Raw genomic sequence first — 19,350 nt, forward strand, 5'->3', positions numbered from 1 at the left:
GCCGCGCAAGCAGTGGTGACGATGTCGCGGGCCCTTCCTGAAAAGAAAAAAGGTCGAACGGGCGGAGCCTTTTGCGCTCTGCTCTTGGCGACAAGCGTGCTCGCTCTGCTGCGGCCAACTGCGCTTCATGCCCAGGAAACCGAGCTGCGCGGTGAAGTCTCGGAATCGGCGATCCTGTCCGACCAGCAGCGCCGGGCCAGGCAATTGAGCAAGGCCAACACGCAGGTCAAACCGGCGCCTGCCGACACCGCCCCCACGGAAAACACGCCAACCGCCTATGTGCCGGCCAGCGATGGCGCCTTGCCTGACGACACCGACCCGTCACAGGCCGGCGCAAACAGCATTTTCGACACGCCTGCGACCACCGACGAATCGTTCGCCGACCAGCCGCCAACCGTCCAGCCACGCCGGCCATCGACCGCAAAGCAACGCGCCGCCGCTGCGGACAAGACCAAGGACAAAACCAAGGCTGCCGACAAGAAGAAGCCTGGCCAAACCACGGACCAGACCACGACCGGAACAACGCCGACTGACACGACGACAGCCGATACGGACCAGGATACGGCCAACCGCCGTGCCCTCACCATCGACAGCGTCGACCGGCAGAAGCTCGATCCTGGCGCCGAGCGCACCGACGCCATCGAAGGCCAAAAGAAGAAGCCCGAGGACGACCCATACGCGGCAACCGGCATCAAGGTCGGCTCCTTCCTGCTGCGGCCGACGCTCGAGCAAGGCGTTACGGTCACGTCGAACGCCGATTCCAGCAGCGGCGGCACGTCGGCGGTGCTGTCCGAAACGGCGCTGCGTTTCTCTGCCGCCTCCGACTGGCGCGAGAATTCGGCTGTCATCGACGGCTACGGCACCTTCCGCAACAGCATTTCGGGCCAGAAGATCAACGAGGGGCGCGGCCGTATCGAAGGCACGTACAATGTCGACCTCGACAATGAACTGCGCGCCATCGCCAAGCTCGGCTACGAGATTGCGCCGGAATCTGCGTCCTCGCCCGACGCCATCGCAGGCGTCACCTCGCAGCCGATCCGCCAGACCGTCGACGGCAGCCTCGCCGTCAAGAAGGATGTCGGCAAGCTGCGCTTCGCGCTGACCGGTGCGGTCTCGCACGACATCTATGGCGACGCCAAGTTGACCAACGGCACGATACTGTCGCAGAAAGATCGTGACTCCACCCTCTACACCGCGACCTTGCGCACCGGTTACGAGATCTCGCCCGCCATCACGCCTTTCGCCGAAGTCGAAGTCGGCCGCCGCGCCTATGATCTGCACGTCGATTCAAGCGGCTTTGAGCGATCGTCGACGCGGCTTGGCGCGCGGGCCGGTGTCGAAGTGGACATGGGCGAGAAGCTGGCCGGCGAATTCTCGGCCGGCTGGCTCCGGGAAGCGATCGACGATAACCGGCTGGAGGCGAATTCGGGGGCGTCGGTGAATGCCGACCTCAAATGGTCGCCCGAGCGCGGCACCATCATCGGCCTCACCGGGCAGACCACCATCGAAGGCACAACGGCCGCCAACGAGAGTGGCGACATCCTCTATTCCGGCCGCCTCACCGGCGAACGGCAAATCCGCGCCGACTTGACCGGCAACGCCGCACTTGGCCTCGACTGGCGCAATTACACCGGCTCCGACGGCCATGACATGACATTGAGCGCCGAGGCCGGGCTGACATGGTGGCTGAACCGCTATGTCGGCCTCACCAGCCGCGCCCGCACCGAAAAGCTGACCAGCAATCTGCCCGGCCGCAACTACACCGCCAACAGCATCTACCTCGGACTGAAATTGCAGCGCTAACCAGCACCTGGCATGCCCAGCGCTTGGTATGTCGAGATTCAGGTCAGGCCGAGTCGAAAATGGCTGATGCCGAGAACCGGAGCGGAGCGTACTTTTCGTACGTGAGCACCGGAAGCGTAGGTATCAGCCATTTGCAGGCCGGCCTCACGTGAATATCGACATGCCTAGAACGCAGCACCCCGCCGCTCGGACGGCTTCATCTCGTCGAGCAGCGTGCGGATGACGCCGGCCATGTTTTCGTTCATGTCGCTGCGCCAGAGCGCGAAGGCGACATTGGCCTCGACAAAACCTTCCGGCGAGCCGCAGTCGAAGGTGCGGCCCTGATAGTGGTAGCCAAAGAAGGGCTGCTGCTTTTCCAGCTTCAGCATCGCGTCGGTAAGCTGGATCTCGTTGCCGGCGCCCTTTTCCTGGCTTTCGAGGATCGTGAAGATCTCCGGCTGCAGGATGTAACGGCCGTTGATGTAGAGATTGGACGGCGCGGTGCCGGTCTTCGGCTTCTCGACCATCTCGGTGATGCGGAAGCCGTGATGCGTGTCCTCGCCGCGGCCGACAATGCCATATTTATGGGTTTCGGCCGGATCGCATTCCTGCACGGCGATGATGTTGTTGCCGGTCTCCTCGTAGAGCTCGACCATTGCCTTCATGCAGCTCTTTTCCGACTGCATGATCATATCGGGCAAGAGCAGCGCGAAGGGCTCGTCGCCGACCAGTTCGCGCGCGCACCAGACGGCATGGCCGAGACCCATCGGCACCTGTTGGCGGGTGAAGGAGGTCTGCCCCGGCGCCGGCTGCAGCCGCTGCAGGCGGGCCAGCTGCTCGTCCTTGCCGCGCTGGGCGAGCGTGTCATAGAGCTCGAACTGGATGTCGAAATGATCCTCGATGACCGCCTTGTTGCGGCCGGTGACGAAGATGAAATGTTCGATGCCGGCCTCGCGCGCCTCATCGACGACATACTGGATGACCGGCCGGTCGACGACGGTCAGCATTTCCTTGGGGATCGCCTTGGTGGCCGGGAGGAACCGCGTGCCGAGACCGGCGACCGGGAAAACTGCCTTGCGAACTCGCTTCATACGTCAATTATCCGTTTGATTGCCTGCTCCGCAATCCCGTTTCGAGACATTTTCACGCCGAAATCGAGGATTACGAGCTACTGGTGAGAACTTCCAGTGCCTAAAGCATCGACGTGTCTTTTCGTTCCAGGCGCCACCTATGGTAAACTAATTCCTAACCCGGTTCGGCGATGAATGGTCTTTCCTGAGATAGTGAAGGAGGAAAAGATGTCCGTTCGCAGTGCCGCAAAACTCTTTACCAGCGTCCTGACGGCGGCCAGCCTCTCGCTCGCCTTGCTAATGCCGACCGGACCGGCCTTTGCCGATGCCGGTTTCCGGCAATGGGTCGCCGGCTTCCGCGCCACCGCTGTGGCCGGCGGTGTTTCCGGCCCAGTCTACGACCAGGCGTTCCGCGGCATCAACGAGCCCGACCCGGTGGTGCTGGAAAAGGCCCGCACGCAACCTGAGTTCAGCGCGCCCGCCTGGGACTATTTCGACAACCGCGTCCATGACCAGTCCGTTGCCGTCGGCCAGCAGATGGCCAAGAAATGGAAGCCGTGGCTGGACCGGATCGAGGCAAGGTTCGGCGTCGATCGCTACATCCTGCTTGCCATCTGGTCGATGGAATCGAACTACGGCGAGATCCTCAAGCGCGACGACATCATGCGCAATGTCATCCGCTCGCTGGCGACGCTCGCCTATGGCGACCCGAAGCGGTCGAAATTCGCTCGCACCCAATTGGTCGCGGCACTGAAGATCCTGCAGACCGGCGACATCGACGAAAGCCACCTGATGGGCTCCTGGGCCGGCGCCATGGGCCAGACCCAGTTCATCCCGACCAGCTATCAGCATTATGCCGTCGACATGGACGGCAACGGCAAGCGCGACATCTGGAATTCGATCCCCGATGCTCTGGCGACATCAGCCAATCTGTTGAAGAAGAATGGCTGGCAAGGCGGCAAGACCTGGGGCTACGAAGTCACCATTCCGGCCGGCAAGCTGCCCGCCGGCTCGAAGACGCTGGCACAATGGCAGGCGCTCGGCGTCGCCAGGGCCAACGGCAAGCCGTTCAAGAACGCAACCGACAAGGCAACGCTGAAAGTGCCGGACGGCCGCGGCGGACCGGCCTTCCTGATGATCAAGAACTTCTCCGTCATCAAGGCCTACAACAACGCCGACAAGTATGCCCTTGCCGTCGGCCTTCTTGCCGACGAAATCGCCGGCTCTAGTGGTCTGGTGCAGGACTGGAAGCGGCCTTTCACCAAACTGTCCTTCGAGGAAAGGCAGGAGTTGCAGAAGCGGTTGTCGCAGCACGGGCTTTACGACGGCAAGTTCGACGGCAAGATCGGTGACGGCACGAAAACCGCCATCATGACCTATCAGGCAAAGGTCGGCTTGACCCAGGACGGGTATCCGAGCATGGAAGTGCTCAAATGGCTCAGAAAAAAATAGGGCCAGCTACCGCGCCGCGCATTTGCCGCGCGCAAGTGACGCTGTAGCATCGATCTGTGCATGATCCCCCGAGGGGTCATGCGCCAAGGGATGGAGAGGGTGCTTGGTTTCGGCAGCGCGTATCCGTGTGATCGTTTTCCGCTTGCCGATCCTCGTTCTGGCCGTCGTTGTCCTGGCGACGGGAATAGCCGGCTCTTTCCACACACCCGCCTTGGCGCAGGAACAGCCGCAGAACCGCGGCTGGTCGCTGCGCGACCTTCTGTTTCCACGCCGCAGCGAGCGCATCGAGCCGCCGCTCGACATCCGCAAGGCAAAGCCGAAGATCAAGAAAAAGCCCCGAGCACCCGCTGAACCTGCTGTTCCAGTCGTCGAGAAGACGCCGGATTCCCGCGTCATCCTGGTGATCGGCGATTTCATGGCCAGTGGCCTTGCCGAGGGCCTCGACACCGCCTTTGCCGCCAACCCGGCCATCAGGATCGTCCAGCGCGCCAACGGCTCGTCAGGCTTCGTGCGCGATGACGTCTACAACTGGCCCGAACAGGTCAAATCGCTGATCGAGGCCGAGAAGCCGGCAGCGGTGGTCGTCATGCTCGGCTCCAACGACCGCCAGCAGATGCGCGTCAACGACGTGCGCGAGCAGCCGCGTTCCGAGAACTGGACCAAGGAATACGAACGCCGGACCGAGGCGTTGGGCGAGGCGCTGGCGTCGACCAAAGTGCCGTATCTGTGGGTCGGCATGCCGGCCTTCAAGGCGCCGAAGATGACCTCCGACATGCTGGCCTTCAACGACATCTACCACTCGGCCGCCGAGAAGAATGGCGGCGAATTCGTCGATGTCTGGGACGGGTTCGTCGACGAGAATGGCGCCTTTGTCACGACCGGTCCCGATATAAACGGCCAGGCCGTGCGGCTGCGTTCCGACGACGGCATCAACGTCTCGAAGGCCGGCAAGCGCAAGCTCGCCTTCTATACCGAAAAACCGCTGGCCAAGATCCTCGGTCTGGCGGCGCCGGGCAGCGTGGTGACCGCTGCAGCGCCCGCCGGCGCCCCGGTCGAGGCGCCGTCGCTTCCGGCCGCCCCCATTGTGGTCGACCGCACGGTGCCGATGCTGCTCAACGATCCGGCTCTTGACGGCGGTTCCGAACTTCTCGGCGCCGCGGCAGCGCCCAAGGCCAATCCGGATCTGCCCGGCGAAAAACTCATCCTCGAAGGCAAGGCGCCCGAGGCGTCACCCGGCCGCGCCGACGATTTTTCCTGGCCGCCGAAGGCACAGCCGCCGGCGACAGCAGCGGCAACGCCCGATACGACGACGGCAACTCCTTGACCGACGTTCCTGCCTAGCGGCAATTCCGCGCCAAGCCGAACAATGGCATTATCGGTTTTTGGCCGAAGTCAAAGTCGGGGGCGAATATGTCGGCAACGGGCTACGCATTGCTTGGGTTCGTGAGTTGGACCCTTTTATTGCTTACATGGATGGAGATTTTGCGCACGCACCTCGTACTGAGCGGCCGCATCCTCGCCAATGGATTCGCGCCGGATAACGCAGGTCTTTCGCCCTTTTTGCGGCGGCTTGCGCGAGCTCACGCGAATTGCATCGAGGGACTCCCAATCTTCGGAGGTCTCATGGCCTTGGCCATGATGACTTCGCGGACCGGGATCACCGACCCGCTTGCGTACTGGTTTCTCGTTGCGCGATTGATCCAGTCTGCCATTCATTTGACGTCGACCAGTCCAAACGCGGTCAAGGCTCGATTTTCCGCGTTTGCGGTCCAGATGGCCATCGGCCTCCATTGGGCAACCAAGCTGCTGATCAGCTAAGCGCTTCGGCAGGTACGGACAGCGATTCGGCCGCAGATATCGCCAGCCGAGGAAATGTCTCCGGCGCTGTCATGAATATCAGCGCGGCAGCACCGTTGAGCCCATCAGCGCTTCGTCGATCGAACGCGCCGCCTGGCGGCCTTCGCGGATCGCCCAGACGACCAACGACTGGCCGCGGCGCACGTCGCCGGCGGCGTAAAGCTTGTCGACGCTGGTCTTGTAGTCGCGATCGTTGGCTTCGACATTCCTGGAGCGCCGGTTGTCAGTGACGATTTTCATCTCGCCTTCCAGCTCCTTCGCCACACCCACGGCGGCCGGTCCGGCAAAGCCGATGGCGATGAAGGCGAGATCGGCGCGGATGACGAATTCGGTGCCGGCGATCGGCTTGCGCTTCTCGTCGACTTCGCAGCACTTGACGCCGGTCAGTTGGCCGTCTTCGCCGATGAATTCGAGCGTCGCCACCTGGAATTCGCGCTCGGCACCCTCGGCCTGCGAGGAGGACGTCCGCATCTTGGTCGCCCAGTAGGGCCAGACCGCGAGCTTGTCTTCCTTCTCCGGTGGCTGCGGGCGGATATCGAGCTGGGTGACGCGCACCGCGCCCTGGCGGAAGGCGGTACCGACGCAGTCGGAAGCGGTATCGCCGCCGCCGACGACGACGACATGCTGGCCGCCGGCAATGATCGGATGCGACGGCCACGCCACCGACTGGATCGGCTCGCCGCCGACGCGGCGGTTCTGCTGCACCAGATAGGGCATGGCATCATAGACGCCACCGAGATCGTCGCCCGGAATGTTGGCCGGACGCGGCGATTCCGACCCGCCGCAATAGAGCACCGCATCGTATTCGGCGAGCAGCTCTGCCACGGGCTTGTCGACACCGACATTGACGCCGCAATGGAAGGTCACGCCCTCGCCCTGCATCTGCTCGATGCGGCGGTCGATATAGTGCTTCTCGATCTTGAAGTCGGGAATGCCATAGCGCATCAGCCCGCCGGGGCGGCTCTCACGCTCATAGACGCTGACCTCGTGCCCGGCGCGGCCAAGCTGCTGCGCGGCGGCCATACCGGCCGGGCCGGAGCCGATGACCGCAACCCGCTTGCCCGTCTTCTTCTCAGGCGGATAAGGCCGGATATGGCCGGTCTCATAAGCCTTGTCGGCAATCGCCTGCTCGACCGTCTTGATGGCAACCGGAATGTCCTCGAGGTTCAGGGTGCAGGCTTCCTCGCAGGGGGCGGGGCAGATGCGACCGGTGAATTCGGGGAAATTGTTGGTCGAATGCAGGTTGCGGATCGCATTGTCCCAATCGCCATTATAGACGAGGTCGTTCCAGTCCGGGATCTGGTTGTGGATCGGACAGCCGGTCGGCCCATGGCAGAACGGAATGCCGCAATCCATGCAGCGTGCGGCCTGTTTCTCGACCTCCTTGTCCGACATCGGCAGCGTGAACTCGCGGAAATGCCGGATGCGGTCGGAGGCCGGCTGGTACTTGTGCACCTGCCGGTCGATTTCGAGAAAGCCTGTTACCTTGCCCATAGTCCAGTTCCTGCTGTCCAGATGGTGCGGGGTTCGCCGCACCCGTTAACCCCTTGAGGCAGCCATGGCAACCTTGCATCCGAGGTCAAACTGTCGCTGAAAGTTCCGCCGGGAAGCCTGGGCCTCCCGGCAAGTTCAAAAGCCTATTCCGCTGCCACGCCCATGCGCATGCGTTCCATCTCGATCAAAGCGCGGCGGTATTCGACCGGCATGATCTTGCGGAATTTCGGCCGGAATGTCGTCCAGTCATCGAGGATCTCGCGGCCGCGCACCGAACCCGTGAAATGCACATGGTTCGAGATCAGCTGGTAGAGCCGTTCCTCGTCATGGCTGGTCATGTCGCCGGAGACGTCGACGCGACCCTTGTGGTCGAGGTCGCCGCCATGGTGCAGCAGCCTTTCCATCAAATCGTCCTCTTCCGGCACCGGCTCCAGCTCGACCATCGCCATGTTGCAACGCGCGGCGAAATCGCCGGCTTCGTCCAGCACATAGGCGACGCCGCCCGACATGCCGGCGGCGAAGTTGCGGCCGGTCTGGCCGATGACGACGACGATGCCGCCGGTCATGTACTCGCAGCCATGATCGCCGACGCCTTCGACGACGGCGGCCACACCCGAGTTGCGCACCGCGAAGCGTTCGCCGGCGACACCGGCAAAATAGGCCTCACCCTCGGTGGCGCCATAGAGCACCGTATTGCCGACGATGATCGATTCCGCCGCGACGATCTTGGATTCTTCCGGCGGCCGGATGACGATGCGGCCACCCGACAGACCCTTGCCGACATAGTCGTTGGCGGCGCCGACGAGATCGAACGAGATGCCGCGCGCCAGGAAGGCGCCGAAGGATTGGCCGGCAGTGCCGGTCAGCTTCACCTGGATCGTGTCTTCGCGCAGGCCCTTGTGCCTGAAACGCTTGGCCACTTCGCCCGACAGCATGGCACCGGTCGAACGGTCGACATTGCGGATGTCGACCTCGATCTTGACCGGCTGCTTGGCCTCGAGCGCGGGCTTGGCCAGTTCGATCAGCTTGCGGTCGAGCACATCGTCGATCGGGTGCTTCTGCCGCTCGGTCCAGTGCACCGCTTCATGCGGCGCATCCGGCTTGAAGAACATCTTGCCGAAATCGAGCCCGCGCGCCTTCCAGTGCTGGATCATCTCGCGCTTCTCCAGCAAATCGCTGTCGCCGATGATCTGGTCGATATGGGTGTAGCCCATTTCGGCGAGCAGCCCCCTCACCTCTTCCGCAACATAGAAGAAGAAGTTGATGACATGCTCGGGCGTGCCCTTGAAGCGCTTGCGCAGCACCGGGTCCTGCGTCGCGACGCCGACCGGACAGGTGTTGAGATGGCACTTGCGCATCATGATGCAGCCGGCCGCGATCAGCGGCGCGGTCGAGAAGCCGAACTCGTCGGCGCCGAGCAGCGCGCCGATGATGACGTCGCGCCCCGTGCGCAAGCCACCATCGACCTGCAGCGCCACGCGCGACCGCAAACCGTTGAGCACCAGCGTCTGGTGTGTCTCGGCAAGGCCCATTTCCCACGGGCTGCCGGCATGCTTGAGCGAGGTCAGCGGCGACGCGCCGGTGCCGCCGTCATAGCCCGAAATGGTGATGTGGTCGGCGCGCGCCTTGGCGACGCCGGCCGCAACCGTGCCGACACCGACTTCCGACACCAGCTTGACCGAGACGTCGGCCGCCGGATTGACGTTCTTCAGATCGTAGATCAGCTGCGCCAGATCCTCGATCGAGTAGATGTCGTGATGCGGCGGCGGCGAGATCAGGCCGACGCCAGGCGTCGAATGCCGGACTTTGGCGATGGTCGCGTCGACCTTGTGGCCGGGCAGCTGGCCGCCCTCGCCGGGCTTGGCGCCCTGCGCGACCTTGATCTGCATGACATCGGAATTGACCAGATATTCGGCCGTCACCCCGAACCGTCCCGAGGCGACCTGCTTGATCGCCGAGCGTTCCGGGTTCTTGCCGCCGCCGGGCAGCGGCAGATAACGGTCGGCTTCCTCGCCGCCCTCACCGGTGTTCGACTTGCCGCCGATCTGGTTCATGGCGCGCGCCAGCGTGGTGTGCGCTTCGCGCGAGATCGAACCGAACGACATCGCCCCGGTCGAGAAGCGCTTGACGATGTCGGCTGCGGACATGACCTCGTCGAGCGGGACCTTCTTGCGGCCGGTCTCTTCCGCGAGCTTGATCCTGAACAGGCCACGAATGGTCTGGGCGCGGGCCGTCTCGCTGTCGATCTGCGCCGAGTATTCCTTGAACGTCTCCCACGACCCCTGGCGCACGGCGTGCTGCAAGGTGGCGACCGCGTCGGGCGACCACATATGGGCTTCGCCGCGCATGCGGTACATGTACTCGCCGCCGACCTCGAGGCTGTTGCGCAGCACCGGATCGTTGCCGAAACCGTCGGTGTGGCGGCTGAGCGTCTCGGCCGCGACCTCGTCCAGACCCACACCTTCGATCAGCGTCGCGGTGCCGGTAAAGTACTTCTCGACGAAATCCGTCTTCAGCCCGATGGCGTCGAAGATTTGCGCGCCGCAATAGGACTGGTAGGTCGAGATGCCCATCTTGGACATCACCTTGAGGATGCCCTTGCCGATCGACTTGATGTAGCGCGAGACGACCTCGTAGGCATCGACCTCGGCCGGCAGTTCGCCGCGCTTGTGCATGTCGAGCAGCGTGTCGAAGGCGAGGTAAGGATTGATCGCCTCGGCGCCATAACCGGCGAGACAGCAGAAATGATGCACTTCGCGCGGCTCGCCGGATTCCACGACCAGGCCGACCGCGGTGCGCAGGCCCTTGCGGATCAGGTGATGGTGCACCGCCGCCGTCGCCAGCAGCGCCGGAATGGCGATGCGGTCCGGCCCGACCTGGCGGTCGGACAGGATGATGATGTTGTACCCGCCGGCGACAGCCGCCTCGGCGCGCTCGCACAGGCGCTCGACGGCGCCCTGCATGCCGGCAGCGCCCTCGCTCGACCCGTAGGTGATGTCGATCGTCTTGGTGTCGAAACGGTCTTCGGTGTGACCAATCGAGCGGATCTTTTCCAGATCGCCATTGGTCAGGATCGGCTGGCGCACTTCGAGCCGCTTGCGGCGCGAATTGCCGACCAGGTCGAAGATGTTCGGCCGCGGCCCGATGAACGACACCAGGCTCATCACCAGCTCCTCGCGGATCGGGTCGATCGGCGGGTTGGTGACCTGGGCGAAGTTCTGCTTGAAATAGGTGTAGAGCAGCTTCGACTTGTCCGACATAGCCGAGATCGGCGTGTCGGTGCCCATCGAACCCACGGCTTCCTGGCCGGTGGTCGCCATCGGCGACATCAACAGCTTGGTGTCTTCCTGGCTGTAGCCGAACGCCTGCTGGCGATCGAGCAGGCTGACATCCTTGCGCAGTTCGCGCGGCTCGACCGGCTTCAGATCCTCGAGGATCAGCTGCGTGTTGTTGAGCCAGGTCTTGTAGGGATGCCTGGTCGCGATTTCCGACTTGATCTCCTCGTCGGAAATGATGCGGCCCTTGGCGAGGTCGATCAGAAGCATGCGGCCGGGCTGCAGCCGCCACTTCTTGATGATCTTTTCCTCCGGCACCGGCAGCACGCCGGCTTCGGACGCCATGATGACGCGGTCGTCGTCGGTGACGATGTAGCGCGCCGGGCGCAGGCCGTTGCGGTCGAGCGTGGCGCCGATCTGGCGGCCGTCGGTGAAGGCGACCGCGGCCGGCCCGTCCCACGGCTCCATCAGGGCTGCATGGTATTCATAGAAGGCCTTGCGGTCGGCATCCATCAGCTTGTTGCCGGCCCAGGCTTCCGGGATCAGCATCATCATGGCGTGGCTGAGGCTGTAGCCGCCCTGGAACAGGAATTCGAGCGCATTGTCGAAGCACGCAGTGTCGGACTGGCCGTCATAGGAGATTGGCCACAGCTTCGAGATGTTGTTGCCGAACAGCTCGGAATCGACCGAGGCCTGGCGCGCCGCCATCCAGTTGTTGTTGCCGCGCACCGTGTTGATCTCGCCATTGTGCGCGACCATGCGGTAGGGATGCGCCAGCTTCCACGACGGGAAAGTGTTGGTGGAAAAACGCTGGTGGACGAGGATCAGCGCCGTCTCGAAGCGAGGATCCGACAGATCCTTGTAATAGGCGCCGACCTGGTAGGCCAGGAACATGCCCTTGTAGACGATCGTGCGCGCCGACAGCGACACGCAGTAGGCGCCGATATCCCTGTTGTTGTTCTCGGCATAGATGCGGCCGGAGATGACCTTGCGCAGCAGGTAGAGCCTGGCCTCATACTCCTCGTCGTCGGTAATGTCGGCCGTGCGGCCGATGAAGACCTGGCGATGGAACGGTTCGGAGGCCGCGATATCGGGCGCCTTCGACAGCGATGAATTGTCGACCGGCACGTCACGGAAACCGAGCAGCGGCAGCCCTTCGGACTGCGCCGATTCGGCGATGATGTCTTCGATATGGGCGCGCAGTGCCGCATCCTGCGGCATGAACCAGTGGCCGACGCCGTATTGGCCCGTCGGCGGCAGTTCGACGCCCTGCGCCGCCATCTCCTCGCGGAAGAAGCGGTCCGGGATCTGCACCAGCACGCCGGCGCCGTCGCCCATCAGCGGATCGGCGCCGACGGCGCCGCGATGCGTCAGGTTTTCGAGCACGAAAAGCCCGTCCTTGACGATCTGGTGCGACTTGACGTTCTTCATGTTGACGATGAAGCCGACGCCGCACGCGTCATGCTCGTTGCGCGGGTCATAGAGACCCTGCGCTGCCATGCCGTTGGTGGTTAGGCCGTTGGTGGTTCGCCCGGTATTGGTCAGAACGGTATTTTTAACGGCTGCCGCTTTCGTCTGCGCGGCCTGGCCGGTAATCGCAGATGGCGTCAGTTCCGTCATCGTCCTGTCCTCCGTTCCGGCCCCTGCACGTCTAGCGTTTGGGGCGCTGGTCTACCTTGGGAAGCGACTGGCTTCCGCTCTCATTCTTGCGGCACGTCTTGCGAAATCCTTGGCGAACCGAGCGGTGCGCCGCCGGTTCGTATCCGGTATCGTACAGGCCACAGCCGAGCCGTCTACCCGTCGCTCGCGGCAACGGCCGGAGTGGCCCAAATGATACGCCAATCCAGCCTGACTTGTGCGACAAAATAAGACAGCACTACTGTCCTAAATTTTTATGGCAGAAATCCTGAGCACACACAAGACCGATTCACAAAAATCTTGGGCGTTTCGCGACAGAAAATTACGCGACGCGTAGTCGAAACGAAAACTTCGGTCCCCGCACGCCTTCGTGATCGGCCGCTGGCTTTACCGCTTTTCCAGCCCTTGGCCCTTGCGCGCTAAACCCTGAAGCGGCCATGGTCGCGCTCCTTTTCGCAAACAGCCATGGACTTTCTGAATGTTCTTTGCATCCGACAACTGGGCGGGCGTCCATCCCGATATCTCGGCCAACCTGACCCGCCATGCTGCCGGCATCGCCACCGCCTATGGCGATGGCGACCTTGACCGCGCCGTCTACAAGCGCTTCAACGAAATCTTCGAGCGCGAGGTCGCGGTCTTCTTCGTCGCCACCGGCACGGCGGCCAACGCGCTGTCGATGGCGTCGCTGAATCGGATCGGCGGCGTCGCCTTCTGCCATGCCGAAGCGCATATGAATGTCGATGAATTCGGTGCCGCAGGTTTTTACACCGGCGGCGCGCGCATGTCGCCCGTCCCGGGAGCTCTGGGGCGCATCAATCCGCAGGCGCTCGACCGGGCCATCAAGCGCTATTCGCAGGATCTCGCCCCTGCAGGCCAGCCGATGGCGGTGACGATCACCCAGGCAACCGAAGTCGGCACCGTTTACGCCGTTAACGATATCAAGGCGATCGCCGAGGTGGCTCGCCGTCACAAGCTGCCGCTGCACATGGACGGCGCGCGCTTCGCCAATGCCGTTGCGGCGACTGACGTCAGCCCTGCGGAAATGACCTGGAAGAGCGGTGTCGACATCATCTCCTTCGGCGGCACCAAGAATGGCTGCTGGATGGCCGACGCGGTCGTGGTCCTCAACCCCGACGTGGCGCGCGACCTGCGCCTGCTTCGCCAGCGCGCCGGGCAGACCTTCTCCAAGGCGCGCTTCATCTCCGCCCAGTTCGAGGCCTATCTTACCGACGATCTGTGGCTGAGGATGGCGCGCCACGCCAATGCGATGGCCGCAAGGCTGGCCGCGGCGATCGAGGATGCGCCGTCCGGCCGGCTGGCCTGGCTGCCGCAGGCCAATGAAGTGTTCGCCATTCTCGACCGCACCAAGGCGGAAAAGATGCAAGGCGACGGCGCCAAATTCTATGAATGGGGCGTGCCGCAAAGCTTCGACGGCCACCTCGGGGACAATGAAGCGATCTACCGCTTCGTCGCCAGCTTCGCCACGACGGCTGAAGAGGTGGACCACCTCGGCCACATGATCGCCTGAGCTTTTCCGATGACCAGACCTCCTCTCGGCTCGACCATGCGGCTGCTCCGCCCGGCGCCAAACGTGCTGGGCTTCTACGATGGCCGCATCGACGGCGTTCGCGCCTGGTCGGACGACCCGAATTGGCTGGATGACGGTGCTTATGCCCTCGGCATCTGCACCTATGCCGTTGTCGATGGGCCGCAGGCGCTTGTCTACGACACGCATATTTCGCTGCCCCATGCGCGCTTTGTCCGGCAGACGTTAGAAGCCATGGGCGTCAGCTCGATCCGGGTCGTGCTCAGCCACTGGCATGACGATCATATTGCCGGCAATGAAGTGTTTCAGGACTGCGAGATCATCGCCAACACGCTCACCGCCGCGGCGCTGGCGAACAACCGAGCAGAGATCGAAGGCGGCATTCCGCCGATCAAGCCGCTCGTGCTGCCGAACCGGACCTTCGAAGGCAGTCTTGACCTCACCGTCGGATCGATCGCCGTCGAGCTGCGCCAGGTCGAAATCCACAGCCATGACGGCACGGTGCTGTTCATGCCTGGGAACGGCCTGCTCCTGGCGGGCGACACGCTCGAGGACCCGATCACCTATGTCAGCGAGGCGGATCGGCTGGCTGAACATCTGGTCGATCTCGAACGCATGGCCGGCTGGCCGATAGACCGCATCCTGCCCAATCACGGTTCGCTCGAAGCGATCGAACGAGGCGGCTACGACAAAGGCCTCATCGCCGCAACGCAAGCCTACGTCCAAAAACTGCTCCGCTGCCGGCACGAGCCCGATCTGGCGAAGCAGGATTTGAAAACCTTCGGCGCCGACATGTTCGCCACCGGTGCGGTCGAGTACTTCGCGCTATACGAGCCCGTTCACAGGCAAAACGTCGAGGCCGTTCTTGCAACCGGCGCCAACAGTTAGGCGAGGAAGGGCCGCAGCAGAAGCTCCAGGCCAAGCAGGATCAGGAAGATGAGAAACCAGCGCCGGAAGGTCGCCGGGCTGATCCGCTGGCGGAGCAATTGTCCCAGCCACATGCCGAGCAGCGCCGGCAGGACCGCCAGCGACGACATCGCGATATGCTCGACCTGGAAGGCGCCATGCGAGGCAAGGCCGGCGGCAAGCGCGATGGTCGATACGGTGAAGGAAAGACCGAGCGCCTGAATCAGGTCCTCGCGGTTCAACCCCAATGCCTGGATGTAGGGCACCGCAGGGACGACGAACACGCCGGTGCCGCCGGTAACGAGGCCGGTAAGAAAACCGACAATGGGCGACGACCAGCGTTCGGCCGACATCGGGACCGTCAATTGCCGCGCCAGCAGCGTATAGACGGCATAGACGATCAGTGCGGCACCGAGGCCGGCGGTCGTCCATTTGACGTTGTCGCTGGCCAAGAGCCATGAGCCGGCGAGCGTGCCGGCGACGATGCCGACCATCATCAGCCACAGCCGCTTGAGGATCGACGCGAAGCTCGGGCCGGCAAACAGCTGCCAGATATTGGTGACGAAGGACGGCACGATCAGCAGCGAAGCCGCCGCGACTGGCGGCATGATGGTGCCGAGCAGCCCCATCGCCAGCGTCGGCAGGCCCATGCCGGTCACGCCCTTGACGATACCGGCCAGCAGGAAGGTGACGGCAATGGTGGCTGTCAACGCCAACGAGAAATCAGACATCGCCCTTCATGGGAAGGCAGCGCCCCCACCAAAAGAGCCAGAACCCATGGTTCTGGGTGACAGAGGCTTCGGCGCAACAAAAAAGCGGCGCCTCGCGGCGCCGCTTTCGTCTCGGGAGGAGACGCTTCTATCTCTGGGCGTTACCACGTCCCTTGGGCGATATCACGCCGCCGTCTTGATTACGCGGCGTTCTTGGCCTCGATCTGCTTCGCCTTCTCGGAGCTGGCGGTAATCGCGATCTTGCGCGGCTTCAGCTCCTCCGGGATGTTGCGCGTGAGATCGACGAAGAGCAGGCCGTTCTTCAGCGTGGCGCCGACGACCTCGACATGGTCGGCGAGCTGGAAGCGGCGCTCGAAGGAGCGCGAGGCAATGCCGCGATAGAGCAGCTCGGAGCCTTCGCCATTGCCCTCTTCCTTGCGCTCACCCTTGACGGTCAGCACGTTGCGGTGGGCTTCGATCGAGATCTCTTCGTCCGAAAAGCCGGCAACCGCCATCGAGATGCGATAGGCATTCTCGCCGGTGCGCTCGATGTTGTAGGGCGGATAGGTCTGCGCGCTCTCGGGCTGGGCCAGCGAGTCGAGCATGGTAAACAGGCGGTCGAAGCCGACGGTCGAGCGATAGAGCGGGGAAAAATCAACGTGACGCATGAGGTGTTCTCCTGTTGAGCAACATGGTTTGCGTGTGGTCGGTGCGAAACCCTGAAAAAGGCGTTTCGGATGGACCAGCAGCCCCGACATCGGCGGCTGCATCAGACATTTGGGGAGCGCAAAAGCGCATTTCAAGGATTTTTGAACAGCTGTGAATTGAGGCGTCGATGAACGGCAGATGAACCGCCGCTTCGGCGCCCGTTCAGCCGGCCGGCGTTAGAGTGCAGCCAGGATCAAGAACCAGGCGGCGCCGGATGAGGGTGCCGCGACGAAGCCGAACCGGGTGTAACGTCCCTTCCTCCCGGATCGACAGAGGCCGGAAGCACGCCGCAGGCTGCTTCCGGCCTTACTCGTTCTTCGTCCGCCCCTTGGCGCCCCTCCCTTTGCTTTTCATCCATTGGCGTCTATCACCATGCCGACGCCCAACCGGGCGAAACACCACCAAACGCAAGCACCGAATGACGGATCTCTTCCACCCCACGCCAGGCAACCCGCCGCCGCAAAACGTCGCCGGCGGGTTCTTCACCACGCGTGACGGTAAAAAGATCCGCTACGGCCTTTTTGCCGCGGTCACACGGCCGCTGAAGGGCACGGTCGTGTTGCTGCCCGGCCGCAATGAGTGCATCGAGAAATATTTCGAGACCATCCGCAACCTGACAGATCGCGGCCTCGGCGTCGCCACGCTCGACTGGCGCGGCCAGGGCGGTTCGGACCGGCTGCTCCGTGACCCGCAACGCGGCTATGTCCGCTCCTTCTACGACTACACCGGCGACCTCGAGCAGTTCTTCGAGGACATCGTGCTGCCCGACTGCCGCGGCCCCTACTACATCCTCGCCCATTCGGCCGGCGCCGTGATTGCGCTGCTGGCCGCGCCGTCGATGGTCAACCGGGTGCGCCGCATGGTGCTGATTGCGCCTTTCCTGACGGTGCCCGATTTTCCGCTGTCTGCAAAAACGGTGCGCCGCGTCTGCTCTGTATTATGCTTTCTCGGCCTCGGCCGGCTCTATGCCGCCTGGGGTCCGCGTCCGCGGCAAACCCTGCCCTTTGCCCTCAACAAGGTGACTTCGGACCCCGAGCGTTATCAGCGCAACACACAGATTTATGAAGCATGGCCGCAACTGGCGCTCGGCGGCCCGACCATCCGCTGGCTGCAGGCAGCCATCAAGGCCGGTGAGGTCATCACCGAGCCGGATTTCATGGCCAGGATCCAGGTGCCGCTGCTGGTGATCGCCGCCGGCGCCGATCAGGTGGTCTCGACCAAGGCCGTGGAGGCCTACACCAGGCGTCTGCGCGTCGGCTCGCTGCTGATGATCGATGGCGCCAAGCACGAGATCCTGCAGGAGGCCGATGTCTATCGCGAGCAGTTGCTCGCCGCCTTCGACGCCTTCATTCCCGGCAACGACGACCCTACGGCCTGATCCCGTCAGCGCCGCAGGTTGCGGCGCCTTGAGCTTGCGCCTGCTGACAGCCTTCTGTCAGGAGGACCGCCCGGCAGCGCCGGCAGCACGCAAAGAGCTAAAGATTCTGACAGCCGGTGCTGCCCCGGAATGCTCATCTCCACGTCGAACTGAACGCCAAGGAGATGACATCATGACCGAGAAAACCTGCGCTGCCTGCGATTGCCGGCTGGACGCCAACCCGATCCGCGTCAAGGTCGGCGGCAAGACCGTCGAGGTCTGCTGCGAGGAATGCGCGATTGCGCTGAACGAAGCCGGCGCCTCGGTGGCCGGCGCCTCAGTGGTCGGCAACGGGGAGGCCTGAGCGATGCGCCCCGATCATGCAACGGTGGTGCACCTGGCACAGGCACCCACAACCCAATCCGCGACCTTCTGGCGGTCCTTGCGGACACACTGCATCGCGGCGGCCAATTGGATCGGCCGCCAGCTGGAAAGGCGTCGGAGTCGCCTCGCACTGCTCGAAATGACCGACGAACAGCTCAAGGACATCGGCCTGTCGCGCGGTGAAGCCCACGGCGAATACATGCGCCATCTGTGGGATTGAGCCATGGCCGTTGCGACGGCGCTGACAGGTGAAGCCTCCTGACAGGTTTGGACCGGCCGATCGCCTAACAGTGCCAGGACAGCTTCCGGCGCAGAGGGGAACGCAACGGCCATGTCTCAATTCACGGTACAGATGCTCCTGGACACCGGTACCGTCAGGATAAGGGACGTTGTCTGCAGCGGCGAATGCCGGCACAGAAGCGAAGAAGAATGCACCGCCGCCACGCATCTGGTGTTTCCCTACCGCGGTGTCTTCGTGCGCCATGTCGGCCGCAACGATGCGGTCGCCGAAGCCAACCAGTTGCTGTTCTTCAATGAGGCGGAACCCTACCGGATCAGCCACCCCGTCGAGGGTGGCGATTCCTGCCTCGATCTCGTCATCGAGGAGGCGCAGCTGCAGGAATTGACGCCGAAGGAGCAGTTGCGCTCGGGCAGCGCGTTGGCGTTTCGCCGCCAGCGCCGCCGCATCGACCCGCGGGCTCAGGCGCTGGTGGCGGTGCTGCGCCACAGCCTGAGCCGCAACATTGCCGAAACGCTGGAGGCCGAAACCCTGGCGCTGACGCTGGTGCGGCGCTCCCTCGGTGAACGCACCTCGCATGCCGCCGGTGCCAGCGCCGGCCGGCAAAAGCTGGTCGATCGCGCCAAGCTTGTCCTGTCCTCGGACCTGTCGCGGCGCTGGACGCTGGCCGAGATTGCCGCCGAAGTCGGGGTGTCACCGGTTTATCTGACGCAAGTGTTCCAGCAGGTCGAGGCGATGCCGCTCTACCGCTATCATCTGCGCCTGCGCCTGGCGCGCGCGCTCGACCTGCTTGGCCGCTACGACAATCTGACGACCCTCGGCATGGACCTTGGTTTCTCCAGCCACAGCCATTTCAGCGCGGCGTTCAGGCAGGTCTACGGGCGAACGCCGGCGGAGTTCCAGCGTTCGATCAAGCCGCGTTGACAGGGACAG

15 protein-coding genes are annotated in these 19,350 nt (G+C 63.5%); 10 read left to right on the forward strand and 5 right to left on the reverse strand.

Annotated features, from left to right (window positions below; all coding sequences use genetic code 11):
- Positions 1–21: 21 nt before the first annotated feature.
- Positions 22–1,803 carry an outer membrane beta-barrel protein gene (locus AC1DYC_RS14815; RefSeq protein WP_477407364.1) on the forward strand — a complete coding sequence of 594 codons (1,782 nt, stop codon included), beginning with the start codon at positions 22–24 and terminating at the stop codon, positions 1,801–1,803.
- A 164-nt stretch (positions 1,804–1,967) separates the two neighbouring features.
- Here AC1DYC_RS14815 and galU read toward each other — a convergent pair whose 3' ends face one another.
- Positions 1,968–2,873, reverse strand: a complete 906-nt coding sequence (galU, locus tag AC1DYC_RS14820; RefSeq protein WP_192254541.1) for a UTP--glucose-1-phosphate uridylyltransferase GalU — start codon at positions 2,871–2,873, stop codon at positions 1,968–1,970.
- Between the two features lie 207 nt (positions 2,874–3,080).
- Between galU and AC1DYC_RS14825 the strand changes: the two genes are divergently transcribed.
- The 3 genes from AC1DYC_RS14825 (at position 3,081) to AC1DYC_RS14835 (ending at position 6,122) form a co-directional block, all read left to right on the forward strand.
- Positions 3,081–4,304, forward strand: coding sequence for a lytic murein transglycosylase (locus tag AC1DYC_RS14825; RefSeq protein ID WP_477407366.1), 1,224 nt, complete (start codon positions 3,081–3,083; stop codon positions 4,302–4,304).
- A 103-nt stretch (positions 4,305–4,407) separates the two neighbouring features.
- Positions 4,408–5,628, forward strand: coding sequence for an SGNH/GDSL hydrolase family protein (locus tag AC1DYC_RS14830; protein ID WP_477407368.1), 1,221 nt, complete (start codon positions 4,408–4,410; stop codon positions 5,626–5,628).
- 86 nt (positions 5,629–5,714) lie between these two features.
- Positions 5,715–6,122, forward strand: a complete 408-nt coding sequence (locus tag AC1DYC_RS14835) for an MAPEG family protein (protein ID WP_477407370.1) — start codon at positions 5,715–5,717, stop codon at positions 6,120–6,122.
- Between the two features lie 78 nt (positions 6,123–6,200).
- Here the strand turns inward: AC1DYC_RS14835 and AC1DYC_RS14840 are convergent, their stop codons facing one another.
- Positions 6,201–7,655, reverse strand: a complete 1,455-nt coding sequence (locus AC1DYC_RS14840) for a glutamate synthase subunit beta (RefSeq protein WP_477407372.1) — start codon at positions 7,653–7,655, stop codon at positions 6,201–6,203.
- A 143-nt stretch (positions 7,656–7,798) separates the two neighbouring features.
- Positions 7,799–12,550 (reverse strand): glutamate synthase large subunit, encoded by a 4,752-nt coding sequence (gene gltB / locus AC1DYC_RS14845; RefSeq protein WP_477407374.1) that lies wholly within the window; start codon positions 12,548–12,550, stop codon positions 7,799–7,801.
- A gap of 496 nt (positions 12,551–13,046) precedes the next feature.
- Here gltB and AC1DYC_RS14850 point away from each other — a divergent pair, with 496 nt between their 5' ends.
- Both AC1DYC_RS14850 and AC1DYC_RS14855 read left to right on the forward strand, forming a co-directional pair.
- Positions 13,047–14,096: a threonine aldolase family protein gene (locus AC1DYC_RS14850; RefSeq protein WP_477407376.1), complete on the forward strand. Its 1,050-nt coding sequence runs from the start codon at positions 13,047–13,049 to the stop codon at positions 14,094–14,096.
- Positions 14,097–14,105: 9 nt separating this feature from the next.
- Positions 14,106–15,002: an MBL fold metallo-hydrolase gene (locus AC1DYC_RS14855; protein ID WP_477407378.1), complete on the forward strand. Its 897-nt coding sequence runs from the start codon at positions 14,106–14,108 to the stop codon at positions 15,000–15,002.
- On the opposite strand, the gene AC1DYC_RS14860 is transcribed toward AC1DYC_RS14855, so the two are convergent.
- Together AC1DYC_RS14860 and AC1DYC_RS14865 are read right to left on the reverse strand one after the other, a co-directional pair.
- On the reverse strand, positions 14,999–15,751 hold the full coding sequence (locus AC1DYC_RS14860; protein ID WP_477407380.1) for a sulfite exporter TauE/SafE family protein: 753 nt from the start codon (positions 15,749–15,751) through the stop codon (positions 14,999–15,001). The genes AC1DYC_RS14855 and AC1DYC_RS14860 overlap by 4 nt on opposite strands.
- A 179-nt stretch (positions 15,752–15,930) precedes the next feature.
- A complete protein-coding gene (locus AC1DYC_RS14865) occupies positions 15,931–16,398 on the reverse strand; it encodes an Hsp20 family protein (RefSeq protein WP_352586260.1) in 468 nt (155 codons plus the stop codon).
- 458 nt (positions 16,399–16,856) lie between these two features.
- Here AC1DYC_RS14865 and AC1DYC_RS14870 point away from each other — a divergent pair, with 458 nt between their 5' ends.
- The 4 genes from AC1DYC_RS14870 (at position 16,857) to AC1DYC_RS14885 (ending at position 19,341) form a co-directional block, all read left to right on the forward strand.
- The gene (locus AC1DYC_RS14870) at positions 16,857–17,816 is read left to right on the forward strand and encodes an alpha/beta fold hydrolase (protein ID WP_477407382.1); all 960 of its coding nucleotides are present in this window, start codon (positions 16,857–16,859) and stop codon (positions 17,814–17,816) included.
- A gap of 172 nt (positions 17,817–17,988) precedes the next feature.
- On the forward strand, positions 17,989–18,159 hold the full coding sequence (locus AC1DYC_RS14875) for a hypothetical protein (protein ID WP_477303731.1): 171 nt from the start codon (positions 17,989–17,991) through the stop codon (positions 18,157–18,159).
- Positions 18,160–18,162: 3 nt separating this feature from the next.
- Positions 18,163–18,399 (forward strand): DUF1127 domain-containing protein, encoded by a 237-nt coding sequence (locus AC1DYC_RS14880; RefSeq protein WP_477303733.1) that lies wholly within the window; start codon positions 18,163–18,165, stop codon positions 18,397–18,399.
- Between the two features lie 111 nt (positions 18,400–18,510).
- Positions 18,511–19,341, forward strand: coding sequence for a helix-turn-helix transcriptional regulator (locus AC1DYC_RS14885; RefSeq protein WP_477407384.1), 831 nt, complete (start codon positions 18,511–18,513; stop codon positions 19,339–19,341).
- Positions 19,342–19,350 lie beyond the last annotated feature (9 nt).

Source organism: Mesorhizobium sp. P2_E7 (genome assembly GCF_056403855.1).

What these genes read in the sequence shown, in the direction of transcription:
- AC1DYC_RS14815 (WP_477407364.1), top strand. Translation starts at nt 22, where the DNA reads ATGTCGCGGGCCCTTCCTGAAAAGAAAAAAGGTCGAACGGGCGGAGCC.
- galU (WP_192254541.1), bottom strand. Translation starts at nt 2,873, where the DNA reads ATGAAGCGAGTTCGCAAGGCAGTTTTCCCGGTCGCCGGTCTCGGCACG.
- AC1DYC_RS14825 (WP_477407366.1), top strand. Translation starts at nt 3,081, where the DNA reads ATGTCCGTTCGCAGTGCCGCAAAACTCTTTACCAGCGTCCTGACGGCG.
- AC1DYC_RS14835 (WP_477407370.1), top strand. Translation starts at nt 5,715, where the DNA reads ATGTCGGCAACGGGCTACGCATTGCTTGGGTTCGTGAGTTGGACCCTT.
- AC1DYC_RS14840 (WP_477407372.1), bottom strand. Translation starts at nt 7,655, where the DNA reads ATGGGCAAGGTAACAGGCTTTCTCGAAATCGACCGGCAGGTGCACAAG.
- gltB (WP_477407374.1), bottom strand. Translation starts at nt 12,550, where the DNA reads ATGACGGAACTGACGCCATCTGCGATTACCGGCCAGGCCGCGCAGACG.
- AC1DYC_RS14850 (WP_477407376.1), top strand. Translation starts at nt 13,047, where the DNA reads ATGTTCTTTGCATCCGACAACTGGGCGGGCGTCCATCCCGATATCTCG.
- AC1DYC_RS14855 (WP_477407378.1), top strand. Translation starts at nt 14,106, where the DNA reads ATGACCAGACCTCCTCTCGGCTCGACCATGCGGCTGCTCCGCCCGGCG.
- AC1DYC_RS14860 (WP_477407380.1), bottom strand. Translation starts at nt 15,751, where the DNA reads ATGTCTGATTTCTCGTTGGCGTTGACAGCCACCATTGCCGTCACCTTC.
- AC1DYC_RS14865 (WP_352586260.1), bottom strand. Translation starts at nt 16,398, where the DNA reads ATGCGTCACGTTGATTTTTCCCCGCTCTATCGCTCGACCGTCGGCTTC.
- AC1DYC_RS14870 (WP_477407382.1), top strand. Translation starts at nt 16,857, where the DNA reads ATGACGGATCTCTTCCACCCCACGCCAGGCAACCCGCCGCCGCAAAAC.
- AC1DYC_RS14875 (WP_477303731.1), top strand. Translation starts at nt 17,989, where the DNA reads ATGACCGAGAAAACCTGCGCTGCCTGCGATTGCCGGCTGGACGCCAAC.
- AC1DYC_RS14880 (WP_477303733.1), top strand. Translation starts at nt 18,163, where the DNA reads ATGCGCCCCGATCATGCAACGGTGGTGCACCTGGCACAGGCACCCACA.
- AC1DYC_RS14885 (WP_477407384.1), top strand. Translation starts at nt 18,511, where the DNA reads ATGTCTCAATTCACGGTACAGATGCTCCTGGACACCGGTACCGTCAGG.